Source organism: Devosia sp. UYZn731, assembly GCF_040546795.1.
GTDB lineage: Bacteria > Pseudomonadota > Alphaproteobacteria > Rhizobiales > Devosiaceae > Devosia.
This window is the reverse complement of sequence record NZ_JBEPOL010000015.1, coordinates 1-15745: the sequence shown is the minus strand read 5'-3', so window position 1 is coordinate 15745 and position 15745 is coordinate 1. Positions and strand designations below refer to the sequence as shown.

15 protein-coding genes are annotated in these 15745 nt (G+C 60.4%); 7 read left to right on the top strand and 8 right to left on the bottom strand.

Translation table 11 applies throughout. From position 1 onward, the window contains the following. Positions 1-25 precede the first annotated feature (25 nt). Complete coding sequence (locus ABIB57_RS24885) at positions 26-346, bottom strand: cyclophilin-like fold protein (RefSeq protein WP_354044027.1); 321 nt, start codon at positions 344-346, stop codon at positions 26-28. Positions 347-589: 243 nt separating this feature from the next. On the opposite strand from ABIB57_RS24885, the gene ABIB57_RS24880 reads away from it, so the two are divergent. From ABIB57_RS24880 to ABIB57_RS24860, 5 genes are all read left to right on the top strand, one after another. Continuing rightward, positions 590-1459, top strand: a complete 870-nt coding sequence (locus tag ABIB57_RS24880; protein ID WP_354044025.1) for a carbohydrate ABC transporter permease — start codon at positions 590-592, stop codon at positions 1457-1459. Between the two features lie 2 nt (positions 1460-1461). Then, positions 1462-2295: a carbohydrate ABC transporter permease gene (locus ABIB57_RS24875; protein ID WP_354044024.1), complete on the top strand. Its 834-nt coding sequence runs from the start codon at positions 1462-1464 to the stop codon at positions 2293-2295. Between the two features lie 6 nt (positions 2296-2301). Then, positions 2302-4440: an ADP-ribosylglycohydrolase family protein gene (locus ABIB57_RS24870; RefSeq protein ID WP_354044023.1), complete on the top strand. Its 2139-nt coding sequence runs from the start codon at positions 2302-2304 to the stop codon at positions 4438-4440. Between the two features lie 9 nt (positions 4441-4449). Then, on the top strand, positions 4450-5526 hold the full coding sequence (locus tag ABIB57_RS24865; protein WP_354044021.1) for an ABC transporter ATP-binding protein: 1077 nt from the start codon (positions 4450-4452) through the stop codon (positions 5524-5526). Positions 5527-5622: 96 nt separating this feature from the next. Beyond that, entirely contained in the window at positions 5623-6636 is a 1014-nt protein-coding gene (locus ABIB57_RS24860; protein WP_354044020.1) for a LacI family DNA-binding transcriptional regulator, read from the top strand. 9 nt (positions 6637-6645) lie between these two features. On the opposite strand, the gene ABIB57_RS24855 is transcribed toward ABIB57_RS24860, so the two are convergent. The 7 genes from ABIB57_RS24855 to ABIB57_RS24825 form a co-directional block, all read right to left on the bottom strand. Then, a complete protein-coding gene (locus ABIB57_RS24855; RefSeq protein WP_354044018.1) occupies positions 6646-7563 on the bottom strand; it encodes a nucleoside phosphorylase in 918 nt (305 codons plus the stop codon). A gap of 18 nt (positions 7564-7581) precedes the next feature. Beyond that, a complete protein-coding gene (locus ABIB57_RS24850) occupies positions 7582-9645 on the bottom strand; it encodes an ADP-ribosylglycohydrolase family protein (protein ID WP_354044017.1) in 2064 nt (687 codons plus the stop codon). A gap of 4 nt (positions 9646-9649) precedes the next feature. Next, complete coding sequence (locus tag ABIB57_RS24845; protein WP_354044015.1) at positions 9650-10600, bottom strand: nucleoside hydrolase; 951 nt, start codon at positions 10598-10600, stop codon at positions 9650-9652. Next, positions 10597-11520 (bottom strand): PfkB family carbohydrate kinase, encoded by a 924-nt coding sequence (locus ABIB57_RS24840; RefSeq protein WP_354044014.1) that lies wholly within the window; start codon positions 11518-11520, stop codon positions 10597-10599. Before ABIB57_RS24840 ends, ABIB57_RS24845 begins: the two co-directional genes overlap by 4 nt. Further along, positions 11513-11920, bottom strand: coding sequence for a secondary thiamine-phosphate synthase enzyme YjbQ (locus ABIB57_RS24835; RefSeq protein ID WP_354044013.1), 408 nt, complete (start codon positions 11918-11920; stop codon positions 11513-11515). The genes ABIB57_RS24840 and ABIB57_RS24835 overlap by 8 nt, the downstream gene beginning before the upstream one ends. Next, positions 11917-13014, bottom strand: a complete 1098-nt coding sequence (locus ABIB57_RS24830) for an SIS domain-containing protein (protein ID WP_354044011.1) — start codon at positions 13012-13014, stop codon at positions 11917-11919. Before ABIB57_RS24830 ends, ABIB57_RS24835 begins: the two co-directional genes overlap by 4 nt. Positions 13015-13116: 102 nt before the next feature. Continuing rightward, positions 13117-14433 (bottom strand): ABC transporter substrate-binding protein, encoded by a 1317-nt coding sequence (locus ABIB57_RS24825; RefSeq protein ID WP_354044010.1) that lies wholly within the window; start codon positions 14431-14433, stop codon positions 13117-13119. A gap of 160 nt (positions 14434-14593) precedes the next feature. Here ABIB57_RS24825 and ABIB57_RS24820 point away from each other — a divergent pair, with 160 nt between their 5' ends. Both ABIB57_RS24820 and ABIB57_RS24815 read left to right on the top strand, forming a co-directional pair. Then, entirely contained in the window at positions 14594-15493 is a 900-nt protein-coding gene (locus tag ABIB57_RS24820; RefSeq protein WP_354044008.1) for an ABC transporter substrate-binding protein, read from the top strand. A 4-nt stretch (positions 15494-15497) separates the two neighbouring features. After that, the coding region (locus tag ABIB57_RS24815; RefSeq protein WP_354044007.1) for a hypothetical protein at positions 15498-15745 on the top strand (248 nt) is incomplete at its 3' end.

Below are 15745 nucleotides of genomic sequence, written 5' to 3'. Positions count from 1 at the left end.
CAGCTGGCGAGCGGAGCTATCTCGCCTACTCTGCCAGTTTAAGCTCCACAGTGAGCGGACCGTCCCGGTCCAGAATTGAAGCGTCGCCTCGGATGTGGCCTAGAATGATGATACCCGGACGCGGCACGCTCCCGTCACGGTAGTAGATCACGAAATCATTGGAACCCCACAGCCCGAGAGTTCCGTTTTCGAAATCCAGCTGACGCTCGGCTTCGGGCACAGCAGCGGGAAGTTCGCCGGTTTTTTCCTGACGCAGATGGTCTCGCATGGTGATCGTGACCGGCAGCATTTCAAGAAGCGCCCGGCTAGAGGCATTGTCGGTGAGTTCGGTCGTGAGGTCTCCCACGGCGATGAGATCAGTATCTGTACTTGCGCCACTGCGGCTCCTGTAAACGTCATTGACGCCGTCGCCCCCATGTCAGCCCTTTAAGGGACCCAAACCGTTTCTCGAAAGCTGACATCGTTCCCGACAAACGGCATGGCTGTGAATTTTATTAGCTTTGAACACGCCCGGCCACCTAGGAGGATTTGGGTTGACTATGGCGTAATTAAACGTTTCACTAACTAAAATTGATCACAGGATTTACCCGTGCGCCGGCTTTCGGTCCAAACTTCGCACTACCTGTTCATAGCGCCCGCACTCATATTGAGTGTGGCGATTGTCCTGCTCCCGGCCTTGCTGACGTTTGGCGCAGCTTTTTCCGACTGGGATGGCATTTCCTCACCCAGCTTCGTTGGCCTCGCCAATTTCGCCGCCATCGGCAACGACCCGGTGTTCTGGACCGCGATCTGGAACAACGTGCAGTGGACCATCATCTTCCTGACCATTCCGATGGGCATAGCATTGGTTGCGGCATCGGTGATGATGACGCGCAATCGTAGCGCTGCAATCTTCCAGGTGGTGTTCCTGCTGCCCTATGTCCTCTCGCCCGTGGCCAATGCGGTGATTTGGCAGAACATCATCTTCAGCCCGGTCTCCGGGCTGGTCGGGTTTATCTCGCGCACGATCATGCCGATGCAAAGCCCGCTGGCCAATCCCGACACTGCACTCTACGCAGTGGCGTCCGTCGATATCTGGCACTTCTGGGGCTATCTCACGGTGATCTTCTTTGCCGCCATGCGCCAGACCCCGGCAGATCAGCTGGAAGCGGCGTTCCTCGAAGGCGCCAACGGCTGGCAGGTGTTCCGTTTCGTGACCCTCCCCCACATCCTGCCGACACTTGGGCTGATGCTGGTCCTGGTCACGATTTTCTCGTTCCTGACCTTCGACTATGTCTATCTCATCACCCAGGGTGGGCCGGCCCGTGCCACCGAAATGCTGTCCACCTTTGCCTATAAATTTGCCTTCACCAGCTTCCAGGTGGGCAAAGCCGCAGCCGTGGCGTTGGTGATGAGCTTTTTCGGGTTGCTGGCCTCCATCGCCTACGTGGCGATGAGCCGTTCAAGCATCGAGGCTTAGCCATGGCCAAAACCGCTCCCCGCCTCGGCCGCACCGCCGCCAATGTCTTTCTTATCGGGGCGGTACTCATCGCCGTATTGCCGCTCTTGCTGGTGGCGCTCAACACGTTCAAGCCGCATGCGGCCATCGTCGCCAATCCGCTGAGCTTGCCCACCCAATTCACGTTCGCCAATTTTGCCCGCGCCTGGAAAGGCGGCAATTTCGGCGTCGGCATCGTCAATTCGCTGCTGCTCAGCGGAACCACGGTCATCGTGACGCTGGCTTGTGCCTCGATGGCAGCCTTTGCGCTGGCCCGCCGACAAATCGCGGGTTGGCAATTGCTCACCATCTATTTCCTCTGCGCCACCACCGTGCCGATCCAGCTCTTCCTGTTTCCACTGTATTTCGTGTTCGCCAAGCTGGGGATCATCGGCAATTTCGTGGCGACCGGGCTTGTCCTATCGGCCATCAACCTGCCGGTCTCAATCTTCCTGTTGCGGGCCTATGTCATCTCCATTCCCAACGAGATCGACGATGCTGCCTTCATGGACGGCGCTACGCCCTGGCAGACCTTCCGGCACATCATCCTGCCCTTGATGCAGCCCGGCATGGTGACCGTGGCGATCCTGGTCTTCCTCAATTCGTGGAACGAGTTCCTCATCACCTCGACCTTCCAGAAAGGCCGCGGCAACGTCACCATGACTTTGGGTTATCTCTCGATGAACGGCACCTACGCGACCGACCAGGGGGCCATGATGGCCGGTGCTTTCATCCTCGTCGCACCCATCGTGGTGTTCTTCCTCATCATGCAACGCTTCTTCGTCGCCGGCATGACCGCCGGCGCTGTCAAAGGCTGATCGACCGTGAACCAGATTGTCCCTGCTCTCTCCCGAAGTGTGATCGACAAGACCTATGCCGGTGTTCTCGGCAAGCTGATCGGCGTCTATCTCGGCAGGGCGGTCGAAGGCTGGTTCTACGAGGATATCCAGCGGGTATTCGGGGAGGTCGATTATTACGTCAACCACAAGGTCAAATGGCCGCTGATCGTGCCGGACGACGATATCTCGGGCACGTTCCTGTTTTATCGCGCGCTGGAGGATAACGGCTTCCCCAAGGACATCGCCGCCAAAGCCATCGGTGACACCTGGCTCAACTATATCGTCGAGGATAAGACGGTGCTGTGGTGGGGCGGGCTGGGCCGATCGACGGAGCACACGGCCTACCTGCGTCTTAAGGACGGCATTCATGCCCCCCTGAGCGGTTCGGTCGAGATGAACGGCGTTGGCATGGCCGAGCAGATCGGAGCCGAGATTTTCATCGATACCTGGGCCATGGCCAATCCGGGCGATCCGGATCGCGCTGCGGCCATGGCGCGGGCGGCCGGCTCGGTCAGCCACGGCGGTGTTGCGGTGGAAGCCGCGTGCCTGCTAGCGGCGATGCAGGCGGCGGCTTATGAGGAGAAGAATATCGATATGCTGCTTGACCTGGGGCTGCGCTATTCGCGCTCCAGCCAGCTCAATGCCGTCATCGCCCAGGTGCGCGAGCAATGCGCCAAGGCGGGCGACGACTGGCGCGTCGTGCGGCAGTGGCTGGGCGATAACCATGGCTATGAACGCTATCCGGGCAATTGCCCGATGGTGCCGAACCATGCGCTGCTGATCGCCTCGTTCATCCTGGGCGGGGATGATGTGCAGAAGGGCCTCAAGATCGCTGTTTCCTCAGGCTGGGACACCGATTGCAATGCCGGCAATCTGGGCGCGTTAAACGGTATCCGGCTCGGCCTCGAGGGGTTGTCGCGGGGCCCTGACTTCCGCGGGCCCGTGGCCGACATGATGTATGTGGTGGGCGCCGATGGCGGCGAGTGCCTGACCGATGCGGTCATCGAGACGCGCCGCGTGTTGCGGGCGACAGCGGCGCTGTCTGGCAAGGCCTATGCCGAACCGGCGATGCGCTTTGCTTTCGAATTTCCCGGCTCGGTCCAGGGCTTCCAGAAATGCCCGCTGCAGGTGGGGAGCCAGGGCGTAACGCGGCTGGGCAATCTTAACGAAACCCGCCGGGAGAGCGGCCTGCTGATCAGTTATGAGGCGCTGGCCAAGGGCGTGACGGGCGCGATCTCGGTGCCGACTTTTATCGATCCCAAGCCGCGTGGCGTCAGCGACACCAGCTATTTCGAGGTCATCGCCAGCCCCACGCTCTACCAGACCCAGACCGTCAGGGCGAGCGTGCGCGGCTTTGCCGAGACCAATCCCGCCGTGCGTTTCTTCATCCATTATTTCGACGAGACCGACCAATTGGCCCGCCTCGATGGCGAGGCGTTCTCGCTGGCCAAGGGCGACAATGCGCTGACCTGGACAGTACCAGAGACCGGCGGGCGGCCGATCCATCGCTTGGGCCTGGAACTGCTCGCCAGCCAGCGCTTGTCGGGCCAGATCGCAATCATCGATCTCGATTGGGCTGGTGCGCCGGAACATCTGAGCTTCGGCACCTCGCGCGAGCTGACTCCGGCGCTGACGCCCTGGGATGTCACTACGTTCTGGACCAAGTCCTTCGTGAGTTCGGCCAAGCACTACGCCACCGACATCTACAACACCTTCACCCTGTCACATCCCGGCAAAGAAGGGGTCATCACGACTGGCACGCGCGACTGGACCGATTATACGGTGGCCTCCGAGCTCGTGCTGGAACTGCATGAAATGGTGGGACTGGTTGCTCGCGCACGCGGCCACAAGCGCTACTATGCCGGCGTCGTTCATGAGGGCAAGGCGTCGATCATTCGCCGCCGCGACGAGCAGATGGATATCCTGGCCAGCGTGCCGTTCAACTTCGAGCCCAATGCCCGCAAGACCTTTGCCGTCACGGTCAAAGGGGACACGATAAGCCTAGCTATCGAAGGGGTTGCGCTCGTTTCGGCCAGCGACGACAGTTACGCTTCAGGTGGCGCAGGTTTCATCATCGAGGGCGGCACGGTGCCGGCCCTGGGTTTTTCGGTCAAGCGGGTTTAGGAGTAGCCGATGAGTACGCTCAGCCTGCGCGGGGTCCAGAAAAAATTCAACAAGACCGAGGTCATTAAGTCGGTCGACCTCGACGTCGAGCACGGCGAGTTCGTGGTGTTTGTTGGCCCCTCGGGCTGCGGGAAATCGACGCTGCTGCGCATGCTGGCGGGCCTGGAGCAGGTTTCGGACGGCGCCATCGCCATCGATGGCAAGGACGTTACTGGCATGATGCCGCTGGAGCGAGGCGTTGCCATGGTGTTTCAGTCCTACGCGCTCTATCCGCATATGAGCGTCTTCGACAATATCGGCTTCGGCCTGCGCATTCAGGGCATGCCAAAGGCCCAGCGCCGCGAAAAGGTGCTGGAGGCGGCGCGTATCCTCAAGCTCGAACCGCTGCTCGAACGCAAGCCGAAGCAGCTTTCCGGCGGGCAGCGCCAGCGCGTCGCCATTGGCCGGGCCATCGTCAAAAGCCCCAAGATTTTCCTGTTCGACGAACCGCTGTCCAATCTCGATGCCGAATTGCGCGTGCAGATGCGGCTCGAAATCGCCAGGCTTCATACCGAGCTTGGTGCGACGATGATCTATGTCACCCACGATCAGGTCGAGGCCATGACGCTGGCCGACAAGATCGTGGTGCTGCGCGACGGACTAGTGGAACAGGTCGGCAAGCCTATCGAGCTCTATGAGAACCCTGATAATCTGTTCGTTGCCGGCTTCATCGGCTCGCCCAAGATGAATTTCGTTGCCGGAACGGTCAAATCGGTCGCTGGCAACGTCGCTGTCATATCCTCTGCGGGCTTCAGCGCAACGCCGATTTCAGTAGATCTGCGCGACGGCGTGGCAACGGAAGGCCAAGTGGTGACCCTAGGTTTTCGCCCCGAGCACTGTGATCTTGGCCCTGGGGGGGCGGTGGGTAAAGTCAAGGTGACCGAGCAGCTGGGCAATCTCTCCTATCTTTATGTCGATATGGCCGGCGGCAGTGCCGTTACTGTCGAGCAAAGGCGCCTGACCGATATCCGGCCGGGCGATAGCGTGAACGTGGTGCCCGAGCCAGCTCATGTCATGGCGTTCGACGACATGGGTAAACGGCTCTGACGATAAGGTTTTGGTGCAAGGCGGCCTCGGGCGCTTCTTCAACTCGTCGTTTTGCCGTAGAAGCACTGAAGAGTTTTTCTGAACAGGACGGACGCGATGAAGCCGAGGCCACCGGCCATTCGCAAGACACCGACACTGAAGGACGTGGCCCGCGAAGCCGGCGTCTCGATCGCGGCAGTGTCCTATTCGCTCAATGGCGGCGGCACGATCGGCGAAGAAGTGCGCGCCCGCGTGCGCGAAGTCTCCGATCGCCTCGGTTACCGGCCTAACCGGTCGGCGCAGTCGGTGCGCACCGGGCGCAATACGACGCTTGGTCTCGTCCTGCCGGATCTGCGAAATCCCTATTATCCGGCGCTGGCCCAATCGGTGGAGCATGCGGCGCGACAAGCCGGCTATACGGTGGTGCTGATCGACACATCGGGCTCGATGGAAAACGAGATCGACGGCATGCGGCATCTAGAGGACCAAGGGGTCGCCGGTGCCATCTGGTGCCGCACCTCCAGCCAGGACACCAGCGAAGAAGAAGATGAGCGCTTTGCCATGCCAGTCGTGGTGATCGGCGCGCCGGGGCTGACCTACGATAACGTGACCATCAACGATCGCGAAGGCGGACAACAACTGGCGCGGCATCTGCTCGCCATGGGCCATAAACGCTTCGGAATTCTGTCCGGCAAGTCGGTGGCCGAAGGCAAGGACGAGCGCAAGAACGGTTTCCTTGCTGAACTCGGCGGAACAGGCGAAGTCGCCTGGCAGCACAAGTCGCCGTTCTCGATCGATCTGGATCAGGACGTGTTGGACGTGCTCGAGCGCCGGGACGTCACCGCACTGATGTGCGGCAATGACATGATCGCCATCGGCGCGTTGCGCGCGGCGCGGCAGTTGGGCATCGCCGTGCCCGAGGAGCTATCCGTGGTGGGGTTCGACGATATCCCCTGGGCCTCGATAGTCACCCCGGCTTTGACGACGGTCAACCAACCGGTGGCCGAAATGGCTGCGGCCGCGCTGACACTTCTGCTGGACCGTCTGGCCGAACCGCACCGGCCGATCCGCCATTACAAGGTTGGCGTGCGACTGGTGCAGCGCGATAGCGTGGGCCGTCCCCCAGCCTGAGCTGACGCCCTAAAGCCCCATCTCCGGCAACCAGTATTTCTTGCCGGTGACCGTGCGCTTTTGATCCATGCGATTGAGGATAGCGCAGCCCTTCAGTGCCACATCGATGGCCTTGGCATGGCCCGCTCCGTGGCTGAATTCGGCGCCGGTGATGATATTGTCGGCCACCGAACAGACCGACCCGCCACGGAAGCCGTAAAGCGCAGCCAGCGTCACCACGGCAGCCGATTCCCGATCGCCGTTGAGCACGCCAGCCCGGTTGTAGGTGCCCATCATCTCGATGTTCCAGGGCTGCAGATAGCCGCCCACGCCGGGCCGGCCGACCCCGGCGAAGTCGCTGTCGACCGAGAGTGTCACGCCAACATGATAATTGGCGCCCAGATCGTCGGCTGCCTGCACCATGGCGGCGACGACCTCGTAATTGCTGGCGGCAGGGAAGGCGCGGTCAATATAGGCCCGCGTCATGCCCTCTTCGCGCACCACCCCACTCGACACCACGATATCGCCGGGAACCACATCGGTGCCGATGCCACCCGAGCCACCAACGCGCAGATAGGTATGGGCCTTGGAAAATTCCATGAAGTCGTAGAGCAGCAATTCTGCTTCCGATGAACCACTGCCGCCGCTGACCACCGTAATGCGCGCGCCCTCGAAAGTGCCCGTATAGCTGGTGAACATGCGCGACTGGCCGATCAGTTCGGCATTTTCCAGCTGGCCGGAAATCTGCTGGGCGGGGTCGGATAGATAGTCGATCAGTGGATCGCGTACCGTCACCAGGACAAAATCGCCCACCTTGTCGGGATCGATCTGGGTCATCGCCGGCTTGCCATCGACCATCAGCCCGCGGTGAGGCACGTTGTTCCAATAGGTGTAGCGGTCATGAATGGACTTGAGCGCAGAGCGACGGGCGACATCGTCTCGGGACATTGGTCAGGCCTCTTGTGATTATGCCAGGGCGCGGATATGGAAACCGTCGGCGACAATGGTGCCCTTTTCCACGATGAACCCGGCGCTGCCGCTGGTAAAGCTGTCGTCACTGGCCTCCCCCGCCGCGACACCGTCGACCATGAAGGCGATGGACTTGCCGTTGAGGCTAAGCTTGAGGTCGCGCTTGCCGACTGCGCCGATCGCCACCTTCTGGCGTGACAGAACGATGACCTCGTCGTCATAGCGTTTGACGATCAGCGCTTCGTCTCCCTTGAGCATGCCGGCATAATAGCGCCGATGGCCGCGCGAGCGGGCGACCAGCCCAGCCCCGTCATTGATGGAATAGTCGAGCGAGCTTTCGACCGAATAGTCGTCCCAGTCGCGGCTTCCGGTGGTGGCGACGCCATTTTCGAAGGGGTGCGAGAAGCATAGCGTATATTTGAAATCTGGTGCGAAATGCTTGGCCGAACTGACCCAGGCCCGGGTCCAGAACGGGGTGAGGTTCCAGATCGATTTGACCAGCATACCGTCGATATCATAGGCGGTCGGCGCCCCAGACCAGTCAATAGAGCGGATACTGGCCTGCCCATCAAACCGCGTGTCCGAACCGAACTCCACGCCCAGACGATAGAGCGGCAGACCATTGGTAGACGGGACGGTCCAGGACAGCTCGGTGCTCTCTGACCACTCGCCTTCGATGCGTTGGATGGCGTCGTCGCGGTCATAAATCAGCCCATAGAGACGTGCCGTAACGCCCTGGGGCAGGTCCAGCTTCGCCGTCACGGTTTGACCGGGATAGAGCGTGGGGCTCGCCACCATGGCAAAGCTCGATGACGCGGCGAAGGGCTCGACGAATACCGGCGTCGACACGCTGCCCGTGACGCCCAGCGACAGACCTTTTAGATCGACCTTGAGGCCGTCGCCATCGACGTTGGAAAGGCCCAGCGCGGCCTGACGCCCCTCATGGCGCGGGCAGAGCGCAAAGCCCTGCGATGAGCCGGTGAACTCAAAGCCATAGCGTGGCTGGATGCCATTGGCGGGCTCGTCATTGAGCGCATTGGCGGCGGTGATGATGCCACGTGCCTGCTGCACCGCATCGGTAATGCCTGCCGCACCATCGGCAGTGACCACATACATGAAGTCGCTGACCGGTCCGCGCAGGTCCGGCCCTTTGTCGAGCGCCGGCAGACCGAGGCGAATGGCGTTAAGGCACCCCACATTGCCAGCATTGCAATCGGTATCCCAGCCGGCGGTCGTGGCAATCTTGAGCGAACGTCCGAAATCGTCGCCAGCCATCAGAAAGGACAGCAAAACGATCAGGTGGTTGGGTACCATATGGCAGGGCCCGTCATAGTGATCATAACCGTGATTGGCAGCGATCCAGGCGCGCACCTGATGCCAATCATCGGTCTTGGCGCATTGATTGCGCAGCGCCGCGATAACCCCCAGCAGATGTTTATCGGAGACATATTTGAGGCCGGCATCGAGCAGCTTATCGACACTGCGCTCGGAAAACGCCATGGCCTCCATGCTGCCGAGCAGCACCGCCGCATCGAGTGCGATACCGTCATGGCTGACCGAGGCGGCAGCCCGCACCATCTGGGCCGTGCGATCGGGATCGTTGGGCGAAGCCAGGGCAAACCCATCCATGAAGATCTGCGCGCCAATCTGCGCAGGGATCCAGGGGCCATTGAGCTGGTGCGAGCCTGTCAGCGGGGCTTCTATACCATTCTTGAGATGCAGGTACGCGGTGTGCTCGGTCGAGCGTCCAAGCCCGCCCCACCACAATATGGTCTTTTCCTCGATGATATAGTTCAGCCACGTCTTGCCGACAGTCTGGGGCTCCAGCACCTTGGGGTAGCCATTGTCCTCGAGAGCCCGGAAAAACGCGAAAGTGCCCGAGATATCATCATCCGGTAGCATGATGGGCAGGTTCATCTTGCCATTGACGAAATAGTCGATCTCGCCAAACGTCTCCATGATGCGCTCGTAGGACCAGCCTTCGACGGGCCGGCCATGATAGACCCCGATGATCTTGCCCAGCACACCGGCATAGATCTTGTCAGCGATGGCGCGATCCATGGAGCTACTCCAAAACCGTGGTCATGATGAGATCGAGAAAACGCCCATAGTCGGCGCTTGATGCGACATCGATCTCTGGCAAATGCAGCCAACCGTGATGGTGGCGGAAATCGGCGACGGTCTGGCCCAGGGTCAGCTCGCCCTTGGTCTCGACGCCGACGCGCGCCTTAACCGTGCCGATTAGAGTCGGATCGATCACCGCCGCGACGGCCATGGAATCGATCAGCACGCAGTACGATTCAAAGCCACGGCCTTGCACGAAGCGCACCATTTTCTCGGCCATATTGGCTTCGGGGCGCGGCGAGGTCTTGAGTGCACTCAGTTGTTCCTCGGTGAAGTTGATGTCGAAATGGGTAGCGACATCAAGGCCGACTGCCCGCAGCTTAACGCCCGATTCAAAGACGATACGGGCCGCCTCGGGATCCACGAAAACGTTCCACTCGCTTTGCGGCGTGTCGCCGGTCGCATTCGCGAAGGCGTATTTGTTTAGCCCGAACGAGCCTGCGATGGAGACAACTTCAGCCACCAATGACACGATCTCGGGGGCCTTCATGAACGCCATGGCCAGATTGGTGAACGGCCCCAACGTGATAATGGTCACCTCACCCGGATTGGCCTTGACCATGTCGATGATCTGATCGACGCCGTGGGTCGCTCTCGGCAGAGTCTTGGGCTCCGGAAGATGGGTTTCGGCCATGCCGTCCGAGCCATGTGAAAACGGATCCTTGGCGAGCGGCCGCGCCAGTGGCTTGCCCATACCCCGGGCGACCGGGATTTCGCTGCGCCCGAGTAGTTCGAGCGTTTTCAGCGCATTGCGCGTCGTCACTTCGATGGGATAATTGCCCGCGACCGAGGAAATGCCCAGCACCTCCAGGGCGGACGATTTGACCGCCAGAACGATAGCCAGCGCATCGTCCATGCCCGGATCGGTATCGATCAAGATCTTCTTGCTCATTTGGCAGGCTCCTCAAATGCACTGGTGATGTCCAAAACCGTCTGCCGCGCCGCAGCGCGTAAAGCGGGATCGCCGGTCTCAGGCGGACCGTATTGGCTGATGGCATGGCTGGCGGCGACGGTGCCCATGATGGCGGCCTCGCGGGCCATCCGGCCCTCGGACAGCCCGATCAGGGCGCCACCGCTATAGGCATTGCCGCCCCCGGTAACATCGATAGCGGTCACTTTCGCACTCGGCACGAAAGTGGCTGTTCGGTTGGCGATCGCGTAACTGCCGCGCGCGCCCAGGCGTAGGAAGATGTTGCGCACCGGCCAGTGGAGCAGATGGCTCACAATGGCGTCTTCATCGCGAAGCGCGAAAATTCGGCTTGCCTCATCCAGATTGATCGACAGCGCATCGACCCGCGGCAGGATCGCCTCGACGCGCGTCCGGTTTTGCTCATTGCAAGCATCAAGCGCGATCTCCCACAGAATAAGCGGTCGCCGAGCGAAGGAAATGGTATCGAGCCCTTCCCAGAAGCCATCGGTATTGCGGAAAACATAGAGGCTGCGCGCTGTCTCGGCGAAACCAGCCACATCGGCGGCAGTGGGCTCGATACGACTGAAATGCTGCTGCCCGTAAACTGGCGTTTCGGTGCGTCCGCCGTCGGCGGCATATTGCAGGATATTGCGCGGGGCATGGGCATCGGCAAAGCGCAAGCCGCGCTGGGTCAGGCCATTGCGAACCATCCAGGGACCGAAGGTCTGCGGCAGGTCCCTACCCGTCCCCGTCACCAGCACCGGATCGGCGCTGAACAGTGACGCGCCGGCCAGTGCGTAGAGCCCAGCACCGCCGGGTATGTTTTCACGACGCGACCCGTCGGCAAAAAGGAGGTTGTCGATCAGGACCGCGCCAACGATGAGGTCGTCGCCGTCAGTCATTTGTACACTTGACGAAAAACTGCCGGGATCGCGGGCCGTCGAACTCATTAAAGAAAATGCCCTGCGAATGTCCGAGTAGCGGCAGTCCCTGATCGATGATCATGGTCAGGCTGACGCCGACCAGTACGGATTTGACGTGACCCGCTGCATCTTGGGGCGTATCGAACTGGTGCTTGAAATCGATGCGCGTAGGGACAAGGCGATTGATATCGTCATGCACATCTTCGAGGCCTTTGGGGTCCCAGAATGAGCTGATCGAGACGCCAGCGGTGGTATGCGGCACGAAGACGACGCAGATACCGCTGGTAACGCCGCTGGCGGCAACGGCCTCGCGCACCGTGGCGGTGATTTCATAGGCGGCATTGTCGCTGGTGACGAGCTTGTGGTTGGAAAGGGTCATGACAGGTCCCCGAACATGGCGCTTTTCTGCACCGTCGAGGCGTCAGAACTATCGGACCACGCGCCCTTGCTGCCCCGCCCATATTCAGCACCGTCCAGGGCGGAGAGATGGGCTGCAAACAGCGCCAGCGGAGCGCTGGTGAGCAGGGGTGACCAGATTTCATTAATATCAGCCGCGATTGGCAGGACGCCGATCTGGCGCCCGAGCCTGTCGATAAAGACACGCAGCTCGGCGGCGCGGCTGTCGGAACGGCCATTTGGCGGCAGGACCATCAGCGTGGCGATTTCCTGGGGCGAGGCGTCGAAATAGTTCAGATGCGTCCATTCTTCCAGATCGATACCGCTCCCATGCCGGCCTGCCGCTTCCAGCAGCTTGGCCGCGCCATAGTCAGCAACTGCCCTGCTGGGACCGCCCCCGAGGAACTCAAAGACCTTGGCGCCTGAAAGCTGTTCGGCAAGCGCTCGCGCCGCCTCATCGGTGGCTGAGATGGTGGCAGCGAGGTCGTCAAAATGGCCCAGCAGCTTGCCGCGCAAGGCCTGAGCCTGATCCATGGTCATGCCCATGCGCACTTCACCGAAGCGCACTGCCAGCAGTTGCAGAGCGACCATCGCGAAAAGATAGGGTCCGAAGCCCGGTGCGACGGGGAAGCCGGGAACGGCGACGACCAGCTTATGATCGGCATTCTCGGCAAGCCTGCCCGTAGCGTTCTTGGTGATTGCCAGCACCTTCGCCCCGGCGCGCCGGTACAATGCCGCCGCTTCGCAGACGCGCGCTGCGGCGCCGGAATTGGACAAAGCGATGACCAGAGTATTTTCCAGATCGCGTCGCGTCGAAAACGCAGCATGATAGCGTCCGGCTTCAAGCGGCGTGCGCACTTCCACCGGCAAGCCGGCATGCACCATCAGCGCCATTTCGGCAGCTTTGGCGGCAAAATAGGAGTCGCCGCTGCCGACCAGAATAATGCGCTTTGTACGGTAGATGAGTGGGGTCGGCAGGACCAGACGCGCGTCGCGTTCGAGCGCCTCGAAACCGGCCTTCAGTGCCTGGGGCGTAGCGATGATCTGGTCGCGCATGGGATTGGGTGCGGTAGACAACGGTTTATCCTCGCGGGTCGTGCGATTGCATCCCGCCAAATATCGAAGGAAAGGAAGTGGATGGCGGCGTGGGGAGAACACCCGCCATCCAATGTCCGCAAACTACATGGTGGGCTTAGGCAGTACCTGGGTCAGGCCTTTGGCCTTCTCGTCCGCATAGGCGGTCGCGGCCTTGGCCAGCATGTCCGTGGCGGTCATCTTGTCGAGCCACACGCTTTCGATGTCTTCGAACATCACCTGGCTGGTGGCGGGTGGGAAAAAGGTGCCGATCTTGAAGCCGAAAGTGCCCTTGTCGACAGCGGCGGTCATGTCCGCCATGGCCGTCAGGAACGAAGCCGTCAGACCAGTAGCTTCCGGATTGGTCGGGAATTCCTTGAGCGGAATGCCCCAGTAGCCCGGCCAGACATCGGCCATGTTCTTGGCGAATTCGGGCGTGAAAATCATGTCGAGCACTGCAGCAGCGCCGTCTTTGACCTTGGACTTCGAATTGATCGAGAGCGTGAAGGCTACGCCCAGATCGTAGATTGGGTAGGGCAGGCTTGCATCCATCTGCGGGATAGGGGCAAAGGCAAAATCGCCTGCAGTGTCGCCGGTGAAATAGTTAGTGGCCCACTGGAAACCGATTGAGGGGGCAAAGAAGAAGGGCGACTTCTTCTGGCTGACCAGCGAGATGGATTCGTCGAAGTTCAGCGAGAAGTAATCGCTGCCGCCGAGATACCCGGCCTTGAACCAGCGTGCCGATTCATCGATGGCCTTGATCATTTCGGGGCTGTCCCAGCCCTCGCCGCTTTCCAGGATATCGTAGAATTTTTCCGGACCGACGATGTTGTTGATGAAGATCGAAGCGTAATTCTCGTTGACTGGCTGCCAGCCCTTGTTGCCGGTGACTGAGGCATAAAGCCCGTCGGCCTTGGCAGCATCCATGACCTTCTCGACCTCGGCCATGGTCTTGGGAACCTCCCAGCCTTTTTCCGCAAGCAGAGCCTTATTGTAGAACATGCCATCGGAAATCAGCGAGGGCGGCATACAATAGAGATGGCCGAGCTGATTGCAGGTATCGAGCACGGGCTTGAGCAGGCGATCACCCCAGCCATATTGGGTCGCATAGGCGTCGAGAGGCTCGATGGCGCCGGCCTTGGCAAGCGGCGCGATGTAAGACGGACCCGAGGTATAGACCAGGTCTGGACCTTCGCCGGCCAGGACGGCGGTGCGGACGTCATTGTCGACGTCCTGCAGGAATTCGATCTGCAGTTCGTATTCGTCCTGGGACGCATTGAACGGCTCAATCAGGACTTTGGTGAAGGCATCCTGCAGATTGGGCGGTGCGCCCCAGAACCACAACGTTACCGGCTCCTTTGCGGCAACGCTGGAAATCATCAGAACACCGGCGGCAACGCCGGACAGCAAAAGTCGCATCATTTTTCAACCCCGATTGGTGAACGAAGACCCGAACCAAACCGCCGACCCAAACTGTCTTGCGCCAGCCTAAAGTTGAAGTTAAACGTTTCATGTTCGCCGTCAAGCGGGTTTTTGCCGTTTTAATCGGTATGGAACCCGAAGCAGATCAAAGGAATTGCCGATGCCAGAACTCGATAGACTGGTCGTGCAGGCCTCGTGGATCAACGATGCCGAGTTCATCGGCTACTTCGCCGCAATGGCTCAGGGGCACTATGCCGACGCGGGGATCGTGGTCGAACACCGTCCTGGATACAGTGGCCTGGTCCCGGAAAGCGCCCTGCTGGATGGGACCGCAGTGATCGCCCTTTCGTCCCCTGAATCGGTGGCAGCCACGAGTACCCGCACCGGCGCCGAGTTCACTATTATCGGAGCGCAATTCCAGAAGAGCCCACTGGCCTTGATCAGCAGCGCCAAGGCGCCCCTTCGCGCCATATCCGACCTTGTGGGCAAGGTCATCGCCGTGCCGCCCGCCAACCGTGCCCTTGTCGAATGGCTTGCGCGAGACACCGGCGTCGACAGGACGCGTATCACCCTGATCGACTACGATCATGATGCTGGACGATTGATGACGGGCGAGATCGATGGCTTCGTCGACTTCGCCATAGACTGCACCTTCAGATTCACCCAAGAGGGCTATGGGAGCCATACCGTCCTAATGTACGATCTGGGAGCCCGGCTCTTCAATAATGTTGTCGTCGTAACGACAGCTTTTCAAAACGCCAACCGGGACTTGCTGCGCCGATGGCTGAATGCAAGCCGGCTGGGTTGGAAGGAAAACGCCATCGATTTCTCCCGTTTTCCCGCCGAGCTACGTAACGGGTATCTCACGAGCGATCGGAGTCTGGAGGCAGAGGTCCACGCCAATCGGGAGTTCTCCAAGCTTATGGGCCAGTCACATCAATATTTCACGATGTCGAAAAGCGATGTGGCAGCAAACGACCACGTCCTGTCGGGGCTGGGTTACTCACCAAAGGTATTGGTCTGGGACAGACAGAGCTCACTAAGCCGGCTGCTGGGTTGACTCAATGAAGAACACGACCTGGCAGGGCAACATCGTAAGCTTGAATGTCGGCTATCAGCTTGCGAACTCAAAATGCGACCAGTCCGCTATCTGCCCCATCCTGCCATTCCACTTTGCACCCCATTTTTGCCATTCAGGACTCTTCGGCGGCTTGCCGAAAGATGGTGTATCGCGGCGGCTGCGGCGGGATCTGGGATCGGGAAGCTGCAGCCCCTTCATGTACGATGCTTGCGAGGTCACCCCTGACCTCGG

Bases quoted from the DNA above. Each gene is read 5' to 3' on its own strand.
- ABIB57_RS24855 (WP_354044018.1), bottom strand. From the start codon at position 7,563: ATGTCCCGAGACGATGTCGCCCGTCGCTCTGCGCTCAAGTCCATTCAT.
- ABIB57_RS24845 (WP_354044015.1), bottom strand. From the start codon at position 10,600: ATGAGCAAGAAGATCTTGATCGATACCGATCCGGGCATGGACGATGCG.
- ABIB57_RS24875 (WP_354044024.1), top strand. From the start codon at position 1,462: ATGGCCAAAACCGCTCCCCGCCTCGGCCGCACCGCCGCCAATGTCTTT.
- ABIB57_RS24860 (WP_354044020.1), top strand. From the start codon at position 5,623: ATGAAGCCGAGGCCACCGGCCATTCGCAAGACACCGACACTGAAGGAC.
- ABIB57_RS24820 (WP_354044008.1), top strand. From the start codon at position 14,594: ATGCCAGAACTCGATAGACTGGTCGTGCAGGCCTCGTGGATCAACGAT.
- ABIB57_RS24825 (WP_354044010.1), bottom strand. From the start codon at position 14,433: ATGATGCGACTTTTGCTGTCCGGCGTTGCCGCCGGTGTTCTGATGATT.
- ABIB57_RS24835 (WP_354044013.1), bottom strand. From the start codon at position 11,920: ATGACCCTTTCCAACCACAAGCTCGTCACCAGCGACAATGCCGCCTAT.
- ABIB57_RS24850 (WP_354044017.1), bottom strand. From the start codon at position 9,645: ATGGATCGCGCCATCGCTGACAAGATCTATGCCGGTGTGCTGGGCAAG.
- ABIB57_RS24840 (WP_354044014.1), bottom strand. From the start codon at position 11,520: ATGACTGACGGCGACGACCTCATCGTTGGCGCGGTCCTGATCGACAAC.
- ABIB57_RS24865 (WP_354044021.1), top strand. From the start codon at position 4,450: ATGAGTACGCTCAGCCTGCGCGGGGTCCAGAAAAAATTCAACAAGACC.